The organism is Actinopolymorpha cephalotaxi, assembly GCF_013408535.1.
Lineage (GTDB): Bacteria > Actinomycetota > Actinomycetes > Propionibacteriales > Actinopolymorphaceae > Actinopolymorpha > Actinopolymorpha cephalotaxi.
This window is the reverse complement of record NZ_JACBZA010000001.1, coordinates 2,264,972-2,282,693: the sequence shown is the minus strand read 5'-3', so window position 1 is coordinate 2,282,693 and position 17,722 is coordinate 2,264,972. Positions and strand designations below refer to the sequence as shown.

15 protein-coding genes are annotated in these 17,722 nt (G+C 71.0%); 1 reads left to right on the top strand and 14 read right to left on the bottom strand.

Going from position 1 to position 17,722, the window contains the following annotated elements:
• Positions 1-17 precede the first annotated feature (17 nt).
• The 13 genes from FHR37_RS10140 to FHR37_RS10080 all read right to left on the bottom strand — a co-directional run bounded on the left by FHR37_RS10140 (position 18) and on the right by FHR37_RS10080 (position 15,487).
• A complete protein-coding gene (locus FHR37_RS10140) occupies positions 18-1,193 on the bottom strand; it encodes an ABC transporter permease (RefSeq protein WP_092883761.1) in 1,176 nt (391 codons plus the stop codon).
• A 12-nt stretch (positions 1,194-1,205) separates the two neighbouring features.
• The gene (locus FHR37_RS10135) at positions 1,206-2,195 is read right to left on the bottom strand and encodes an ABC transporter permease (RefSeq protein ID WP_092883760.1); all 990 of its coding nucleotides are present in this window, start codon (positions 2,193-2,195) and stop codon (positions 1,206-1,208) included.
• A 46-nt stretch (positions 2,196-2,241) separates the two neighbouring features.
• The gene (locus tag FHR37_RS10130) at positions 2,242-4,209 is read right to left on the bottom strand and encodes an ABC transporter substrate-binding protein (RefSeq protein ID WP_092883759.1); all 1,968 of its coding nucleotides are present in this window, start codon (positions 4,207-4,209) and stop codon (positions 2,242-2,244) included.
• 321 nt (positions 4,210-4,530) lie between these two features.
• Positions 4,531-5,277: a M50 family metallopeptidase gene (locus FHR37_RS10125; RefSeq protein ID WP_092883758.1), complete on the bottom strand. Its 747-nt coding sequence runs from the start codon at positions 5,275-5,277 to the stop codon at positions 4,531-4,533.
• Positions 5,278-5,328: 51 nt separating this feature from the next.
• Positions 5,329-6,903, bottom strand: a complete 1,575-nt coding sequence (locus FHR37_RS10120) for a Rieske 2Fe-2S domain-containing protein (protein WP_092883757.1) — start codon at positions 6,901-6,903, stop codon at positions 5,329-5,331.
• A gap of 187 nt (positions 6,904-7,090) precedes the next feature.
• Positions 7,091-7,942: an SDR family NAD(P)-dependent oxidoreductase gene (locus FHR37_RS10115; protein WP_092883756.1), complete on the bottom strand. Its 852-nt coding sequence runs from the start codon at positions 7,940-7,942 to the stop codon at positions 7,091-7,093.
• 54 nt (positions 7,943-7,996) lie between these two features.
• On the bottom strand, positions 7,997-10,477 hold the full coding sequence (gene pheT, locus FHR37_RS10110; protein WP_092883755.1) for a phenylalanine--tRNA ligase subunit beta: 2,481 nt from the start codon (positions 10,475-10,477) through the stop codon (positions 7,997-7,999).
• On the bottom strand, positions 10,477-11,586 hold the full coding sequence (gene pheS / locus FHR37_RS10105; protein ID WP_092883754.1) for a phenylalanine--tRNA ligase subunit alpha: 1,110 nt from the start codon (positions 11,584-11,586) through the stop codon (positions 10,477-10,479). The genes pheT and pheS overlap by 1 nt, the downstream gene beginning before the upstream one ends.
• Positions 11,587-11,663: 77 nt before the next feature.
• Entirely contained in the window at positions 11,664-12,542 is an 879-nt protein-coding gene (locus tag FHR37_RS10100; RefSeq protein ID WP_237768830.1) for a TrmH family RNA methyltransferase, read from the bottom strand.
• Positions 12,543-12,610: 68 nt separating this feature from the next.
• Positions 12,611-12,988, bottom strand: coding sequence for a 50S ribosomal protein L20 (gene rplT, locus FHR37_RS10095; RefSeq protein ID WP_092883753.1), 378 nt, complete (start codon positions 12,986-12,988; stop codon positions 12,611-12,613).
• 142 nt (positions 12,989-13,130) lie between these two features.
• Positions 13,131-13,325 carry a 50S ribosomal protein L35 gene (gene rpmI, locus FHR37_RS10090; protein ID WP_092883752.1) on the bottom strand — a complete coding sequence of 65 codons (195 nt, stop codon included), beginning with the start codon at positions 13,323-13,325 and terminating at the stop codon, positions 13,131-13,133.
• 191 nt (positions 13,326-13,516) lie between these two features.
• Positions 13,517-14,146 carry a translation initiation factor IF-3 gene (gene infC, locus FHR37_RS10085; RefSeq protein ID WP_269086083.1) on the bottom strand — a complete coding sequence of 210 codons (630 nt, stop codon included), beginning with the start codon at positions 14,144-14,146 and terminating at the stop codon, positions 13,517-13,519.
• Positions 14,147-14,551: 405 nt separating this feature from the next.
• Positions 14,552-15,487: an alpha/beta hydrolase family esterase gene (locus tag FHR37_RS10080; protein ID WP_092883750.1), complete on the bottom strand. Its 936-nt coding sequence runs from the start codon at positions 15,485-15,487 to the stop codon at positions 14,552-14,554.
• Between the two features lie 63 nt (positions 15,488-15,550).
• Here FHR37_RS10080 and FHR37_RS10075 point away from each other — a divergent pair, with 63 nt between their 5' ends.
• Positions 15,551-16,147: a nucleoside/nucleotide kinase family protein gene (locus FHR37_RS10075; protein WP_237768829.1), complete on the top strand. Its 597-nt coding sequence runs from the start codon at positions 15,551-15,553 to the stop codon at positions 16,145-16,147.
• Here the strand turns inward: FHR37_RS10075 and FHR37_RS10070 are convergent.
• On the bottom strand, positions 16,144-17,331 hold the full coding sequence (locus tag FHR37_RS10070; RefSeq protein ID WP_092883823.1) for a CaiB/BaiF CoA transferase family protein: 1,188 nt from the start codon (positions 17,329-17,331) through the stop codon (positions 16,144-16,146). The genes FHR37_RS10075 and FHR37_RS10070 overlap by 4 nt on opposite strands.
• Positions 17,332-17,722: the final 391 nt, after the last annotated feature.

Genomic DNA, 17,722 nt, shown 5'->3' with positions numbered 1-17,722 from the left:
GGCCTCCACCACTGATGTCAGTGCTTGTACGGGTCCGCCGCGTCACGCAGGCCGTCACCGAGGAAGTTCAGGGACAGGACGGCGACCACGACCGTCGCGCCCGGCAGCAGCAGCCAGGGTGCGGTGGCCACGGCGCGGATGTTCTGCGCCTCCTGCAGGAGCACGCCCCAGCTCACCACCGGCGCCTGCAGGCCGAGGCCGAGGAAGGACAGGGACGTCTCGGCGAGGATCATGCCCGGGATCGACAGCGTGAGCGAGGCGATCAGGTAGCTGGAGAACGACGGGAGCATGTGCCGGAAGATGATCCGCGGCTGGCTGGCGCCGTCGATCGTCGCGGCCGTCACGAAGTCCTCCTCCCGCAGGGAGAGGAACCGGCTGCGGACCACCCGGGCCAGGTGCGTCCAGGCGATCATCGACAGGATGACCGTGACCGCGAAGTAGCGCTTGAGTGGACCCCAGCCCGGTGGCACCGCGGCAGCCAGGCCGAGCCACAGCGGCAGCGTCGGGACGGACATGAAGAACTCCACCGCGCGCTGGATGAGCGTGTCCACGATGCCGCCGAAGAAGCCGGACACCCCGCCGAGCACCACGCCGAGCACGAACGCGAACGCCACCCCGACCAGGCCGATGGACATCGACACCCGCGACCCGTGGATGATCCGGGACAGCAGGTCGTGACCGTTGCGGTCGGCGCCGATGAGGTACATCGGCGGGCCCTTCACCCCGTTGCTGGGCCCGATCAGGTGCCGGTCGCCGGGGATGAGCCCGAACAGCTTGTACGACTCGCCCTTGGCGAACAGGCTCACCGGCACCTTCTTGGTCTCGTCGGTGGTCCAGGTCAGCGCGAGCGTGGTGGGGTCCTGCTTCGACTTGTAGCCGTAGACGTACATGCCCCACTTGCCGTCGTCGACGAAGTGCAGCCGCTGCGGTGGTGCGTAGGCGTAGTCGGGGTTGTAGTGGCCGCTGGAGTACGGCGCGAGGAACTCGGCGAAGATCGCGAGCAGGTAGATCACCACCGTCACGACGAGTCCGGCCATGGCGAGCTTGTGCCGCTTGAAGCCCCACCACACCAGCTTCCACTGCGGTGCGACGGCGATCGCGGTGTCGCCCTTCGCGCCCGCTTCGGCGGCCAGGGCGTCCGGCTCGACGACCGGTCCGGTTCCCTCGTCCGCGGGAAGGGTCTGCTGTGTCATCGTCGCTCCCGCCTACCGGTGGCTGAGCCGGACCCGCGGGTCCAGCCAGGCCAGGGCGATGTCGGAGATCAGGGTGCCGATCACCGTGAGCACGCTCACGATCAGGATGACCGACCCGGCGAGGTACATGTCCTGGCTCTTCAGCGCGTTCAGGAGAAGCGGTCCGGTCGTCGGCAGCGACAGGACCTGCGCCACGATCACCTCACCGGACACCAGCCCGGGAAGGACCCACCCGATGGTGGACACGAACGGGTTCAGCGCGACGCGCAGCGGATACTTCACCGTCAGCCGGCGTTCGGGCATTCCGCGCGCGCGGGCGGCGACGACGTAGGGCTTGTGCAGCTCGTCCAGGAGGTTCGCCCGCAGCACCCGGACCAGGCCGGCTGTGCCGGCCGTGCCGATGACGACCACCGGAACCCACAGGTGAGCGAGCAGGTCGATCACCTTCCCGAGGTTCCACGCCGAGTCCACGTAGTCCTGGGAGTTCAGCCCGCCGACGCTGAGCCCGAAGTAGTTCAGTCCCACCCACATCAGCACCAGCGCGATCAGGAAGTTCGGGACCGCCAGGCCGAGAAAGCCCAGTGTGGTGGCAACGTAGTCGCCCACGGAGTACTGCCGGACCGCGGAGTAGACGCCGATGGGGAACGCCACGGCCCAGGTGAACAGCAGGGTGGTGATCGCCAGCACGATGGTGAGTCCCAGCGTGTCGCCCAGCAGCGCGGACACCGGCTTGTTCCAGGCGAACGACATGCCGAAGTCGCCGTGCAGGATGCCGCCGATCCACTTGAGGTACTGCACGTAGACCGGCTGGTCGAGTCCGTACCTCGCCGACAGCGCCGCCAACTGCGCCTTGTCGATCTGGTCACCCTGTGACTGCAGCTGGGAGACGATGGTCGTCAGGTAGTCGCCGGGCGGCAGTTGGATGATGATGAACGCCACCACGGAGATGGCGAAGACGGTCGGGATCATCAACAGGATCCGCCGCCCCATGTACGTCAACACGTCCGGCTACCTCCTCGCACCGCGCTGATGTGGGCAGTCGTCAGGGTCAGGACTTGTACCACTGCTCGGGATTGCTCAGGGCGGGCGTCGCCATGATGGACGCCTCCGGCATCTTGGCCGGCACGTTGTGGAAGTTGTTCTTCACGATGCCGTAGGTGTTGGGAATCCGGACGCAGCCGATGCAGTAGAACTGCTCCTTGGCGATCTGCAGAATCTGCTTGTAGATCGCCTTCTGCTCCTGCTCGTCGATGGTGTCGACGAGCTTGCGGTACAGCTCCATCTGTTTGCGCGTCTCAGCCGGCGGTTCCTCACCCTGCTTGCCGTAGGTGTTGAACCACTGCTGCCACAGCTCGGCGTAGATGGACTCGCTGCTGAACGGGAAGTACCACCGGGGTTCGAGCTTCTCGATCAGCAGGCCGCCGTCACCCATCCAGACCCCGGCGTCGTGCTCGTTGGCGGTCGGATCCTTGCGCTCGTAGAAGAGCGTGCGGTCCTCGTTCTTCAGCTTGGCGTCGACGCCGACCTTCTGCCAGTACTCCACCACCAGCGTGGTGCCGTCGACCCAGGACGGTGTGAGGGAAGGGCTCGCCACCTCGACCTGGAAGGTCAGCCGCTTGCCGTCCGGGCGCAACCGGAATCCCGCCGAGTCCTTCTTCGTCAGGCCGGCCTTGTCCAGGAAGGAGTTCGCCTTCGCCACGTCGTACTCGGTGAACTGCTTGGCGAACTCCTCGTCGTAGAACTCCGACCGCTCGTCCGGCGCCGCCTGCCACGGCACGCCCTGGCGCTGGAACACCGACTTGATCATCTCCGGTCGGTCCATCGCGTGGGAGAGCCCGATGCGGAAGTTCTTGTCCTGGAAGATCTTCCGGAGTACCGGGTCCTTGTGGTTGAGGTTCAGCGAGATCACGATGTCGTTCATCACGGTGTTCTCCAGCGTGATGAAGTGGTACTGCCCCTTCTCGCGCCCGCGGGCCAGGACCGGCTTGTTCGGCAGGGTGTTGATGTGCCGGGTCGTCATGTCCAGCTCGCCGGCGGAGGCCTTGAGCAGGATCACCTGGACGTCGGAGGTGACGTCGAAGTTGGCCCGGTCCAGGTAGGGCAGCTGGCTGCCGTCGGGGTCGGTCTTGAAGTAGTACGGGTTGCGCTCGAACGTCACCCGGCTCCCGATGCCCAGAGGGTTCTTGGTGACCCACGCGCACAGCGTCGGCAGTTCCGGGTTTCCCCAGTGGTCGTTCTTGGAGCCGTACAGGTCCGTCCAGGCGGTCAGCTTCGCCTGCTTGGCGAGCTTGTCCGCGTCGGGGTTGTACTTCTTGTGGAACTTCTGGAGGTAGTGCTTGGGCGCGAAGAAGGTGTTGTACGCCAGCTTGGAGAGGAACAGGCCGTTCGGCTGCGGGAAGGTCACCTTCACCGTCACGTCGTTGACCTTGGTGAGCTTCGCCGGCTTGCCGACGCTGCTGATCCAGTCGGGCACCACCGGGCTGAGGTCGGCGTTGAGAAGCCAGTCGTTGAAGCCGAACTCGAGGTCGTCGGCGGTGAACGGCTTGCCGTCGGACCACTTCATGCCCTCGCGGAGCTTGATGGTGAACTCGTCGCCGCTGTCGTTGGGGGTGACCGACTCGGCGATGTTCGGGATGACCTTCCGGCCGGTGGGGTCGAAGCGCATCAGGGCCTCGTAGCCCATCGTGCGACCGAGCCAGGAGGTGTCCGCGGCGTTCACCAGAACGGCTCGGAAGGTCCCGCCGTAGATGCCCACCTTCTCCGCCGGCTGAACGACCAGCGGCGTCTTCGGCAACCGCTGCCCGACCTTGGGCAGCTTCCCCTCCTTGACCAGTTGCGCCAGCATGGGCGCCTCTTTGCCCTTCGCCTTCTGCGCCGCGTCGCCGGCAGCGGCCTTCTTGCCGCTCGGATCCGTGGACAGGAACGAACAACCGGACAGCGAGGCGGTGGCGAACGCTCCGCCTCCCCACACCAGAAGGTCTCTGCGACTGGGACGCGGGGTGTCGGATGGCGTCATCGCACACCTCCAGAATCGGGCCTCGGAACGCCACCACGACAGGTCGGGTAAGCGCTCTCCCAGGCTGTGCCTTTACGGAAAACTCGTGCTGTCCGGACTGCGCACCGCACCGGTCACACACCCGGTGACCGCGAAGAACTCACCGAACCTCGCGGTGTGGGTGGGGCCGGTCCGGCGAACATAAGGGACGGAATGCACCCAGACAACAGTTACGTCCGTTTGCCCACCGTCGTACGTCCACAACTGGACGTGCACACACTCAACGGTCGCCACCGCGCGGTCAGCCGACGGTGGAGGGAAAGGGTGCGGGCGTCGGCCCGGTCAGCCGCCGAGGCTCCAGCCGCGTACGGAGGCCACCGGGAGCAGCCAGGTGACGGAGAGGACCAGGGCGCCGGCCGCCACCAGCGCGAACATCGCGACCCACACCGGAGCCGGCACCCGGGTGAGCCGGGACAGCTGGTCGACGTCGGAGTCGCGAGCCCGGCCGGTGGCACGTTTGCGCTGGAGTTCGGCCAGCGGGCGAAACGCCGCCAGCAACAGGAACCACGTGAACGCGCCGGCCACCAGGGCCTGCACTCGCGCGGGGGCGTACCACGACACCACGAACAGCCCGAGCCCGGTGACCAGCACCGCCACCACGCCGTAGGCGTTGCGGATCGCCACCAGCATCACGGCCAGCAACCCGACGCTGAGCCACAGCAGCGCGGTGATCCGGCCGCCGGCCAGCATGGCGGCGTACGTCAGTCCGAGCACCGACGGTGCGACGTATCCCGCGGCCGCGGTGGCCACCATCCCGAGGCCGGTGGGGCGGCCCCGCGACACCGTGACCCCGGAGGTGTCGGAGTGCAGCCGGATCCCCGCCAGCCGGCGGCCGACCAGCAGGGCGACCAGGGCGTGCCCGCCCTCGTGCACGATGGTGACCACCTGGCGGGTCACCCGCCACACCCGGCGGACCCAGACCGTCACCAGGGCGACCGCGGCGCACGCCAGCAGCGCGGTGTCGGACAGCCGGGGCTGGGTGCCCAGCACGTCCTGCCACACCTGACCGAGGTCGTCCGCTGCCGCCATGGCGCGACCGTAGCCCGCCGGGCTGAGCGGATCCTGAGCGGGTAGGGCCGGTCAGTCCTCCGGCACCTCGTGGCGTTCGTCGTGCAGCGGTTCGGCGTCCTCCGCCGCCCGCCGGGCCCGGATCGGCCGGTCGCTCGCGGTCAGGCACCTGCCCGACGTCAGGTCGAACTCGTACCCGTGCATGGAGCAGCGCAGGGTGTCGCCCTCCACCTCGCCGAAGTAGCCGAGGTCGGCCTGCCGGTGCGGGCAGGTGCGCTGGACCAGCCAGCTGCCGAGCTGGATCTCCTCCAGCTCGTCCTGCTGGGTTGCGTGCCACTGCTCGGCGTAGGCCATGCGTTCGGGCGAGAGGCACTTGAAGAACGTGTAGACGAACTCGTTGTACGGGCCGACCCGGGCGGCGCTGAACCGCATGCTGAGGAACAGGCTGTTCACCCAGTCGATCTCGTGGTCGGCGATCAGGCGTTCGACCATCGGCTGGGCGAACCGGAAGCGGTACCGGCAGCGCTCGCCCGCCCACGGGCGTACCTCCCGCTCGACGAAGTCGACCACGAGCTGGGTGTGGTCACCGATCTCCAGCTTCAGCATCGCGCCCACTCCGGCGCAGATGTGGTCGGCCATCGCCAGCAGCGGCTCGAACCACTCCTTGAGCGCGGGCAGGAAGTCGATCCCCGTCGCCGGCCAGGAGGCCTTCTCCGCCTCGATCTGGGCTCGCCGGCGCTCGGCGTAGGCGCGGAGGTACTTCGCCTTCTCGTGGTAGGGCCGGAACGCGTCCTCGCCCGGGTGCACGACGTCGACCTTGCCGTCGCCGATGGTCATGACGCTGCCCGGGACCATCAGCTTCGCGTTGTCGCGCCCCTGTTCGTGCATGTACTCCACGAAGGCGGAGTGGTCGGGGAACGGGTTGGCCGGTGAGTCGTCGAGGTCGTTGTACGCCATCAGCTCGGCGTCCAGGAACGCCGCCGGGCCGGCGGAGGGCACGACGTACCTCGCGTCCACCTCATCGACGTAGCGGTAGGCCCGGGCGAGCCCGTTGGCGCGCTTGCTGGTGCCGAAGGCGACCTTCGCCGCGTCGGACAGGTCGTAGACCATCGGCCACCAGTTGGCGCCGGAGAACTGCAGGAAGTGCACGTCGTACGGACCGAACGCCCGCAGCTGTTCGAGGTTGCCCGGCTTGGCGTCGTTCTGGTTGAGGATGCGCGCGGTCCCGTCGTCCAGCGCCAGCGCGGAGTCGCCGATCGGCCCGTCGCTGGGCGAGGTGAGCGCCACGATCATCACCCGCAGGCCGCTGTCGAGCTCGACCGGCTGCCCGCTCGGGATCGTCACGAACCGGGTGAAGCCGATCCCGCGCAGGGTGTCCTCGAGGTCGGGGGTGCGGTAGTCCGGCAGCAGCACCGTCGTGTCGTGGGAGACACCCTCCCGCAGGTGGCCGGGGTCGAAGTGGTCCCGGTGAAGGTGGGAGATGTAGAGGTAGTCGGGGTGGCGGAACGCGGCCCAGTCCAGCCCGGAGTTGTCGGGGAACGGAAACCAGGACGCGAAGTACGCGGGATTGACCCACGGGTCGCACAGAACTGTGCCCGCAGCGGTCTCGACGTAGAAACCGGCATGCCCGATCGAGGTGACCTTCATGAGAACTCCCCCGCTGGTCTCCCATGGATGAGGTGCTTCTCAGAAAGCTACCGGCGCTCTTGATCGACTACCGGTCATTAGTGGCGATCACAAGTCGGCCACGTCCGGCCGCCCGGGTCGATGAGAAATTCCTCATCAGCCCAGGCGGGGCGGTGTTTTGGTCGGCCGATTTTCGGTCGGGCGGCGTTCAGGCCAACGGGTCGTCGTCGCCGTAGGGCCGCAGCCGCAGCGTGCGCGCGTCGCTCCGGGCGAGGTCGCCGGCCGCCGCGAGCAGGTCGTCGAGTTTGTCGGTGCCCGCACGGAGGTAGCGGCCGGACAGCGGGTCCAGCCGTCCCTTCGCCGCCGCCACCACCAGGTCGGTGAAGTCCTCGACCGACGTCCACTCGGTCCGGTCGTCGTGCATCGCCATGGAGCGGGTCATGTCGGTCACCACGACGCCGGGCGCGAGGTCGAACGCGGTGATGCCGGCGTCCGCGCCGGCGGCCACGATCGAGCCGGTGAGCCGGAGCAGGCCGGTCTTGGCGACGCCGTACGCGGAGTAGATCGCGCTGTCGCGGACCGCCGCGCCGGTGGTGACGTTGACGACCCGGCCGTGCCCGGCCTCGACCATGGCGGGGAGTACGGCACGACAGAAGAGGTACGGCCCGTGCAGGTCGGTCTCCACCACCGACCACCACTCGTCCGGGTCGGACTCCCACACCGGTACCTCGTCGGACTCGATCCGGCCGGCGTTGTTCACCAGCAGGTCGACCGGACCGAGCTCGGAACTGATGCGCTCGACCGCGGCGGTGACGTGGGCCGGCCGGGTGACGTCGGCGGCGGCCACCGCGACGGCCGGGGCGCCGGCGGCGAGGCACTCCTCGCGGAGTTCCTCCAGCGGCTTCGCCGACCGCGCGGTCAGGCCCACGGAGAGCCCCGCCCGGGCGAGCGCCAGCACGACCTCCCGCCCGATCCCCCGGCTCGCGCCGGTGACCAGGGCGACCCGGCTATCCGATCCGGCGTTCCCGGCGTGCTCTGCGTTCCCGGCGTTCTCGGGCATGGGGTCCCTTCCGTCGTACGTACGGGGTGGATCGGTCGGTCGGGCCGTCCCTGCTCAGGCGCCGCGCTGCACCGCTCCGGTACGCCGGGCGGCCTCGTCGACGGCGCCCTGCTTGGCGGCACCCACCTCCGCGTCGGTCAGGGTGCGGTCCGGCGCCCGGAACCGCAGCGCGAACGCCAGCGACTTCGTACCCGCCGCGATCTGCTCTCCGGTGTAGACGTCGAACAGCCGGACCGACTCCAGCAACGGTCCCGCGCCCTCGCGCAGTGCGGCGGCGACCTCGGCGACCGGTACGGCGGCGTCGACCACGAGGGCGACGTCCTCCTTGGCCGGCGGGTAGGCGGAGATCCTCGGCGCGGTGACGGTTGCCCGCTCCCCCGGCAGCCGGTCGATCTCCAGCTCCATCGCGGCGGCCCGGGCCGGCAGGCCGTACGCCTCGGCGACCTTCGGGTGCAGCTCACCCGCGTGCCCGACCAGCGTGTCGCCGGCGTACAGCGCGGCACAGCGGCCGGGGTGCCAGGGTGCGTGGTCGTCCGCGCGCACGGTCAGTTCGACCCCCGCGGCGAGGGCGACCGTACGGGCGGCCTCGATCGCGTCGGCCCACCCGGCCGGGCGGGCCGGGCCCCACCAGCCGGCCGGTGCCCGGTCGCCGGTGAGCACGACCGCGACCCGGCGGGGCTGGTCGGGCAGCGCGGCGTTCAGGGCGGCGAGCTGTTCGTCGGACGGGCGGTGGCCGACCGGCAGCCGGGGAGCAGGGGGCGTGTCCGGGCGCGGGCGGAACACCGCACCGAGCTCGAACAGCGCCAGGTCGGTGCTGCCGCGGCCGACGTTGCGCCGGGCGATCGCCAGCAGGCCGGGGAGCAGCGTCGTGCGCAGCAGCGGCTCCTCCTCCGACAGCGGGTTGGCCAGCGCCAGCGCCCGGCGCCGCGCGTCGTCGGCGGGCAGCCGCAGCCGGTCGAAGTCGGCCTCCCCGGTGAACGGGTAGGCGAGCACCTCGAGGTATCCCGCGCCGGCGAGCAGCCGGCCGATGGCGCGCCGCAGCCGCTGGTCGGCGGTCAGCCCCAGCCCGGGTGGCGCGACCGGGAGCACGCTCGGCACCGCGTCGTACCCCTCGAGCCGGACGACCTCCTCGGCGAAGTCGTTCGGGTCGGTGAGGTCCGGCCGCCACGACGGCGGGGTCACCACGAGCTGGTCGGCGGCCGTCACCTCGACCTCGCAGCCCACCTCGCGCAGCCTGCGCACGGTGACGTCGGCGGGGATGTCGTAGCCCGCGACCCGGGCGGGGTGGTCGGCCGGGAGCGTGACCCGCGGCGGGGCGGGCGGCGCGCCCAGCAGGGTCGCGTCGTGTTCGACCTGCCCGCCGCCGACGGCGACTAGCAGCTCGGCCACCCGCTGTGCGGCGTACGCCTGCATTCCCGGCGCGACTCCCCGCTCGAAGCGCTTGGAGGCCTCGCTGGACAGCCGGTGCCGCCGGGACGTGCGCGCCACCGCGACCGCGTCGAAGTGCGCGGCCTCGATCACCACGTCGCGGGTCTCCCCGGACAGTTCGGTGGTCGCGCCGCCCATCACCCCGGCCAGGCCGATCGGCCCGGAGTCGTCGGTGATGAGGAGGTCCTCGGGGTCGAGCTCGCGGGTCGCGCCGTCCAGCGTCTGCAGCTTCTCCCCCGGCTCGGCCCGGCGGACCACGATCGGCCCGGCCAGCCGGGAGCGGTCGTAGCCGTGGATCGGCTGGCCGAGTTCGAGCATGACGTAGTTGGTGACGTCGACGGCCGCGGAGATCGGCCGCATGCCGGCGAGCTGTACCCGCCGGGTCAGCCAACGTGGGCTGGGCGCCGCGGCGTCGAAGCCGCGGACGGTCACCGCGGCGAACACCGAGCAGCCGGCGGGGTCCTCGACGCGCACCGGGTAGCCGTCGCCGGTGGCGCGGACGTCCAGGTCGGCGCGCACCGGGTCGGAGAAGGACACCCCGAACGCGGTCGCCGCCTCGCGGGCCACGCCGCGGATCGACATGGTGTAGCCGCGGTCGGGGGTGACGGCGATGTCGAGCACGTCGTCGCGCAGGTGCAGGATCGGCGCGGCGTCGTCACCAGGTGCGCCGTCGGCCGGGTCGAGCACCATGATGCCGTCGTGGTCGTCGCCGACCCCGAGCTCGCTGGCCGAGCAGATCATCCCGTCGGAGACGTGGCCGTACGTCTTCCGTGCGGTGATGGTGAAGTCGCCCGGCAGCGTGGTGCCCGGGAGCGCCACCACCACCAGGTCGCCGGCGGCGAAGTTGCCCGCCCCGCAGACGATGCCGCGCGGCTCGGCCCCGCCGACGTCGACCTGGCACCAGCGGATCGTCTTGCCGTTCTTCTGCGGCTCCTCGGCGAACTCCAGCACCCGTCCCACCGTCAACGGGCCCTTGACATCGCCACCGACCGGCTCGACGGCCTCGACCTCAAGGCCCGCCCGGATCAGCGCGTCGCCGACCTCGCGGGCGGTCACGCCGGCGGGCAGGTCGACGTGCTCGCGCAGCCACGACATCGGGACCCGCATCAGATCTCCCCTCCGAACGGACGGGTGAACCGCACGTCACCCTCCACCATGTCGCGCATGTCCTCGATGCCGTTGCGGAACATCATCGTCCGCTCGATGCCCATGCCGAACGCGAAACCGGAGTAGCGCTCGGCGTCCACGCCGCAGGCGGTGAGCACCCGCGGGTTGACGATGCCGCAGCCGCCCCACTCGATCCAGCCCTCGCTGGAGCATGTGCGGCAGGGCCGGTCGGGGTTGCCGACCGACTCGCCCCGGCACACGAAGCACTGCAGGTCGAGCTCGGCACTCGGCTCGGTGAACGGGAAGTAGTAGGGGCGCAGCCGGGTGGAAAGGCCCGGCCCGAACATCGCCTCGGCGAAGTGGTCCAGCGTGCCCTTCAGGTGCGCCATCGTGATGCCCTCGTCGACGACCAGGCCCTCGACCTGGTGGAAGACCGGGGTGTGCGTGGCGTCCAGCTCGTCGGTGCGGTAGACCCGGCCCGGCGCCACGACGTAGATCGGCGGCTTGCGGGTGAGCATGGTCCGGGCCTGCGCCGGCGAGGTGTGCGTACGCAACACCAGTCCGCCCTCGGGCGGGTCGACGAAGAACGTGTCCATCGTGGTCCGCGCCGGGTGGTCCGGCGGGATGTTCAGAGCGTCGAAGTTGAGCCACTCCGCCTCGAGCTCGGGTCCCTCGACGACCTCCCAGCCCATCGCCACGAACACGTCGGCGACGAACTCCTGGGTGGTGGTCAGTGGGTGCCGGGCGCCGCGCGGCTCGACGTCCCAGGGAACGGTGACGTCGACGGCCTCCTCGACCAGGATGCGCGCCTCGCGCTCCTCCTCGAGCTCGGCCTGCCGGCCTGACAACGCCTCGTTGACAGCGCGCCGGGCGGTGCCGACCCGCATGCCGGCGTCCTTACGGGCCTGCGGCGGCAGGGCGCCGATCTCCCGGTTGGCCAGGGCGAGCGGGCTGCGATCGCCGGCGTGCGCGAGCCGAGCGGCGCGCAGGGCGTCCAGGTCGGCGGCGGCCTCGATCGCGGCCACCGCCTCGGCTCGCATCCGCTCCACCTCGTCGGCGTGCAGCGGCGTGACCTCGACCGGGTCGTAGTTGGTGTTCGGGCCCGACATCTTCCGCGGAGTTCCCCTCATCCAGTCGTACGCCGAAGTGGGGTACGACCGGCAACCAGGCCGTACGCCCGGAAAGTCTAGGGAGTGGCCTGGGTGTCGCTGCCCCCGCCGGACCGGCAGCCGCCCGGTGCCCGCTGCGCCTGGGCGGACGCGTACAGGCAGACGGCGGCGGCGGTGGCGAGGTTGAGGCTCTCGGCCCGGCCGTAGACCGGCACCCGCACCACCGCGTCGGCCAGCGCCCGGGTGGCCGTGGGCAGCCCCCACGCCTCGTTGCCGAAGATCCAGGCGGTCGGCCCGGACAACAGCCCGCGCTCGCCCGCCTCGGTGAGATCGATGTCGCCGGCGCCGTCGGCGGCCAGCACCGTGACACCGGCCTCGCGGAGTCCGTCCACCCCGCCCGGCGCGGGCACGCCCACGGCGACCGGCAGGTGGAACAGGCTGCCCGCGGAGGCGCGGACGCACTTGGGGTTGTAGACGTCCACCGACGCGTCGGACAGGACCACCGCGTCCGCGCCCGCGGCGTCCGCGCAGCGCAGGACCGTGCCGGCGTTGCCAGGGTCACGGACCTGCGCCAGCATCGCGACCAGCCGGGGCCGGGCCGCCAGCACCTCGGCGTACGGCACGTCGACGAACCGGCAGACCGCGAGCACACCCTGCGGGGTGACCGTCTGCGCAAGCGAGTCGAACACCTCACCGGACACCAGCCGGATCGGCACCTCGCGGGCGACGGCGGCCGCCACCACGTCGGGGTTGCGTTCGGCCGCCGGTGAGGTGGCGAACAGCTCCTGGACCACACCGGGCAGCGCCAGCGCCTCCGTCACCGCCTGCGGTCCCTCCGCCAGGAACTGGCGACCGCGTGCCCGGAAGGCACGCTTGACCAGGCGCCGAGCCGCCGTCACCCGGCTGGAGCGGGTGTCGGTGAGCTCGGGGCCCGTCAGGCGGGTGGAAAGCGACACGTTCGGTGTGGGGTGGGCTGTGGTGACAGGATCGGTTCGGCGGTCGGTGGACGACTGCCTCGCCGTCGTCAGGCCGCGGCCTCGGTCTCGGCCGGCAGTGCCTTGCGGGCGACCTCGACCAGCGTCGCGAACGCGGGGGCGTCGTTGACGGCCAGGTCGGCGAGGACCTTGCGGTCGACCTCGACACCGGCGGCCTTCAGGCCCTGGATCAGGCGGTTGTAGGTGATGCCGTTCTGGCGGGCCGCGGCGTTGATCCGGGTGATCCACAGCCGGCGGAAGTCACCCTTGCGGGCGCGGCGGTCGCGGTAGGAGTAGACCAGCGAGTGGGTGACCTGCTCCTTCGCCTTGCGGTAGAGGCGCGATCGCTGGCCGCGGTACCCCTTGGCCTTCTCGAGGACCTCGCGACGCTTCTTGTGGGCGTTGACCGCCCGCTTCACGCGTGCCACTGGCGAACTCCTTGCTCAGACTGCCCGCTCCGGAACGACCGGGCGGGGAAAAACATCGGGACCTGGGACGGGTCCGCGTACGGACCGTGGTGGTGCGGTGGGACCGGGTGAGCCGGACTCCGATATGACTCGGACGGCCGGCTCAGAGCCCGAGCAGCCGCTTGACCTTCTTGGTGTCGGCCGGGGCGATCTCGCTCGGGGCGGCCAGGCGACGGGCACGCTTGGAGTTCTTCTTCTCCATGATGTGACCGCGGTTCGCCTTCTTGTGGATCAGCTTCCCGGACCCGGTGACGCGGAAGCGCTTCTTGGCCCCGCTGTGGGTCTTCATCTTCGGCATAGTCGTCCCTTGGTTCGACGGTGCAGGGGCACCAGGTGCACACCTGACAGCTGTCTTGGTGCTGCCCCGCGACGGGTCAGCACCGGTGTTGACACGCGCGGCGCCGCAGTCTGTCATGCGGTGCCGCGCGTCGGTCACGTCAGACCGACCGCCCGGACGGTTGCCCGTCCGGAGCGCCCGAACTGTCCGTGTCAGCCCTCGCTGCCGGGAGCCTGGCCGGCGGCCGCGGCGGGCTGGATGCGGTCGGCCCGCTCGGCTTCCCGATCGGCCTCCCGCTCGGCGGCACGCTTGGCCTTGTCGGCCTCGACGTCGGCGCGCGCCTCGGACTTTCGCTTGTGGGGAGTCACGACCATGATCATGTTGCGGCCGTCCTGGCGCGGCGAGGACTCCACGAACCCGAGGTCCGCGATGTCGTCGGCGAGCCGCTGCAGCAGCCGGAAGCCCAGCTCCGGACGCGACTGCTCGCGCCCACGGAACATGATGGTGATCTTGACCTTGTCTCCCTGCCGGAGGAACCGGACGACGTGACCCTTCTTGGTGTCGTAGTCGTGCGGGTCGATCTTCGGCCGGAGCTTCATTTCCTTGATGACCGTCTGGGCCTGGTTGCGTCGCGACTCGCGGGCCTTCTGGGCGGTCTCGTACTTGAACTTCCCAAAATCCATCAGCTTGCAGACCGGCGGCCGGGCTGTCGGGGCGACCTCGACCAAATCGAGGTCGGCTTCCTGAGCCAGCCGCAGCGCATCCTCGATGCGCACGATGCCGACCTGCTCGCCGTTCGGCCCTACGAGCCGGACCTCGGGAACCCTGATCCGCTCGTTGATGCGAAGCTCTGTGGCGATGGGACCCTCCTGTGGTGTGGTGCGACTTCTTCGTCGGGCACCGCCGGATGCGGGGCCTCCACGGTGGCCGCGGACGCGAAAAAGGCTCCCGCGTCTACCACTCGCGGAAGCCATCGAATCCGGTACGCGACCTCACCCGCGCGATGCGGATACGTCACGCTGGACGCCGAGGACGATCCGGAGATCGGTGCCTTCGGCGACCGGCCGGAACCCGACGACCTGACGATCGATGCGGGTGGGAGATGGACCTCCGCTTGTGACCCGGACCGGTGAGAGTCCCACCTACCGGGTCGGCCATCGGCAACCTTACCAGGCTCGCGGGCGAGCCGCCCACCGCCTGGTCCCGGCCTCGTCGCCGCGGCATCCCCCGATCGGCCACCCCAGACCCTAGCCGCCTCGGGCCATCCCGGACACGTGGTGAGCGGGCGACGGCAGGGCGTACCGCCGGAGGAACTCCCACCCGATGGTGGCGGCGTCCAGCCGGCACCGCCCGCCCACCGGCCACACGTGGCCGCAGGGGTGGGTACGGATCGCGACCACCGAGCCGGGCGCCCGGGACGCGATCGTGCCGGGAAGGTCCGAAACGGGCGGAAAGGTCGCGTGCAGCCAGTCGATCCGGCCGCCGGCGTACGGGACTACCGCGTCGGAGGTGCCGTGGATCTCCAGGTAGTGGATGGGCGCGCCACCCCTGCACCTGCCGACCAGCGCACCGGCCACACCGACCCCAGCGGCGAACAGGTGCGGCCGCTCGCACAGGGCGCGCAGCGTCATCATCGCGCCGTTGGAGAACCCCGTGAGGTAGACGCGACGGGGGTCGATCCCCGGCACCCGGCGGCGGACGTCGGTCACCACGTCGGCGAGGTACTCCACGTCCTTCGCGTGGTGGGCGTTGCTCCACCCGCAGCAGCCGTCGGCGTCCCAGGAGCGCTGGGCGCCGATGCCGTACGCCACCACGTAGCCGCGCCGGGCGGCGCGCCGCTGGAACTGCCCGATGTGCTCCATCCGCCTCCAGGTGCCGCCGAAGGAGTGCAGGACGAGCAGCAGCGGGCGACGGGCGCCCGGGCGAACTCGCGCCGGCGTGGGCAGGACGTACGTGCGGCCGCCAGCGAGCCGGACCTCTGCGGGAGGCGCACTCGCGTGCCGGGCAACCGGCGGACCGGACGTGGCCGGCGACGCCGGGGTCGCGCCCGGGGTCGGTGTGCCCACCCTGGCCTCGGCGGTCCGGTCGCCGTCGGCGGGACCGGCACAACTTCCGAGGGCCGTCGCCAGCGTGAGAACGCTGGACACGAGGGCGGCCAGGCGTACGCGTCGGCGACTCGGCATGGCGCGACCCTAACGGCTGTGGCCGTACGAAGCGGGCATTCCCGAAAGCCCTACGCTGCTCGCGTGCCGCCCTCCTCTCCCCCGCTGCGACCCGCGCCACCGCGGCTGCACGCCCTCGCCGCGCAGGTGCTCGCCGCGCCGCCACGGCTGGGGCCGGTGCGGCTGGTGTGTGTCGACGGCCCGGCGTGTTCGGGCAAGACGACCCTGGCCGCCCGGCTGGCGGCGGCGCTGGGCGACGTGCCGACCGTGCACATGGACGACCTGTACGAGGGATGGGACGGCCTGCCCACGGTGGCCGGCCGGTTGCGTACGTGGCTGCTGGAACCGCTGCGCGCCGGACGGCCGGGACGATACCGCCGCTACGACTGGCCGCGCGGTGAGTACGCCGAATGGCACGAGGTCCCGCTCCGCCCCGCGCTCGTGGTCGAGGGGGTCGGCTCGGCGAGCCGGGTGGTGGAGGGCCTGGCCACCTCGAAGCTGTGGGTGGAGGCGCCCGAGGACGTTCGTCGCACCCGGGCCGCCGCCCGCGACGGCGGGGCGTTCGAGCCGTACTGGGACGCGTGGGCGAAGGCCGAGCGGGACCACTTCGCCGCGGAGGACACCCGGCGACGTGCCGACCTCCGCATCGACGGCGTGTCCGGCGCCCAGGACCTGCCCTAGGTCTGATCAGGATCGCGGTCGAGTTCGTCCAGCCAGGCGAGGACGTCGGCGGTGTGCTGCCCGAGCGTCGGCGGCGCCAGATGGGTGTGCCGCCCGCCAGCCCGCGGGTCGTCGTCCAGCCGGATCGGCGGGCCCGGCAGGTTGATCGGCCCCAGCGTGGCGTGGTCGACCTCGATCACCAGCCCCTGGGACCGGGTCTGCTCCCACTGGTACACCTGGTCGAGCGTCTTCACCTCACCGGCCGGTACGCCGACCTCGGCCAGCCGCGGCAGCAACCGGGCCATCGGCCAGGACGCGAACGCCGCCTCCACCGCGGCGACCACCCGGTCCATCGCACCCACGCGGTCGGCGTTGGTGGCGAACCCGGGCGCGTCCACCGGCAGGCCGAACCCCGACGCGAACCGCCGCCACAGATGCTCGCTGCCGACCGAGATCTGCACGAGCCCGTCGGCGCAGTGGAAGAGGCCGTACGGGCAGATCGAGGGATGGTGGTTGCCCTGCGCGCGCGGCACCTCGCCGGCGACGGTGTAGCGCGTTCCCTGGTAGGCGTGCACGCCGACCACCGCGGCCAGCAGCGAGGTGCGCACGACGCGGCCGCGTCCGGTCGTGTGGCGTTCGTGCAGGGCGGCGACGACGCCGTACGCGCCGTACATCCCGGCCAGCAGGTCCGCGATCGGTACGCCGACCCGCACCGGCTCGCCCGGGCCGGTGCCGGTCACCGACATCAGACCGGCCTCGCCCTGCGCGATCTGGTCATAGCCCGCGCGCTGACCCTCGGGACCGTCGTGGCCGAACCCGGTGATGGACAGCACCACCAGCCGCGGGTTGGCGGCGGTGACCTCCTCGACGGAGAAGCCGAGCCGGTCCAGCACGCCGGGACGGAAGTTCTCCACCAGGACGTCGGCGCGGGCGAGCAGCCGGCCCAGGTCGCGCCGGCCTTCCTCGGACTTCAGATCGAGGACGACGGACTCCTTGTTGCGGTTGCAGGACAGGAAGTACGTCGCCTCGGCCGCGCCGGGCGGACCCACGAACGGCGGCCCCCACCCGCGTGAGTCGTCGCCGCCGTCGGGGTGCTCGACCTTGACGACCCGCGCACCGAGGTCGCCCAGCATCATCGCCGCGTGCGGACCGGCCAGTGCCCGGGACAGGTCGACGACCAGCACTCCGTCGAGCGGGCCGCTCACGACGCCGGACCCGGACACGTCACGGCCGCGAAGGGCTGGTCCGGCTTCGGTTTGTCTGCCATGCTGCACATCGGCGGCTCCAGTCTGCGGCTTTCCTGCGCGATGCCGTCGTGAACGAACGGGCCGGACCTGATCGGCCTGCCAGGCTTACCGGGCTTACGGAACTCCGCCGGGCTTGCCGAGTCCAGTCCGCAGCACATCACCGGGTGCACCTCGCACGAAGGAATTGGCACCATCTGGCCAGTCCGTGTCCGGCACCCGATTTCTTCAACCCCGGTTCGGGATTCGAACCGCCCGCAGGGCATCTGCCCGCGGCACCGGGCGAGCGAAACGGAGAGTTTCGGCTTGGCACGATCACTTTCGCGATTACGTCGACCTGAGTTCGGACGGG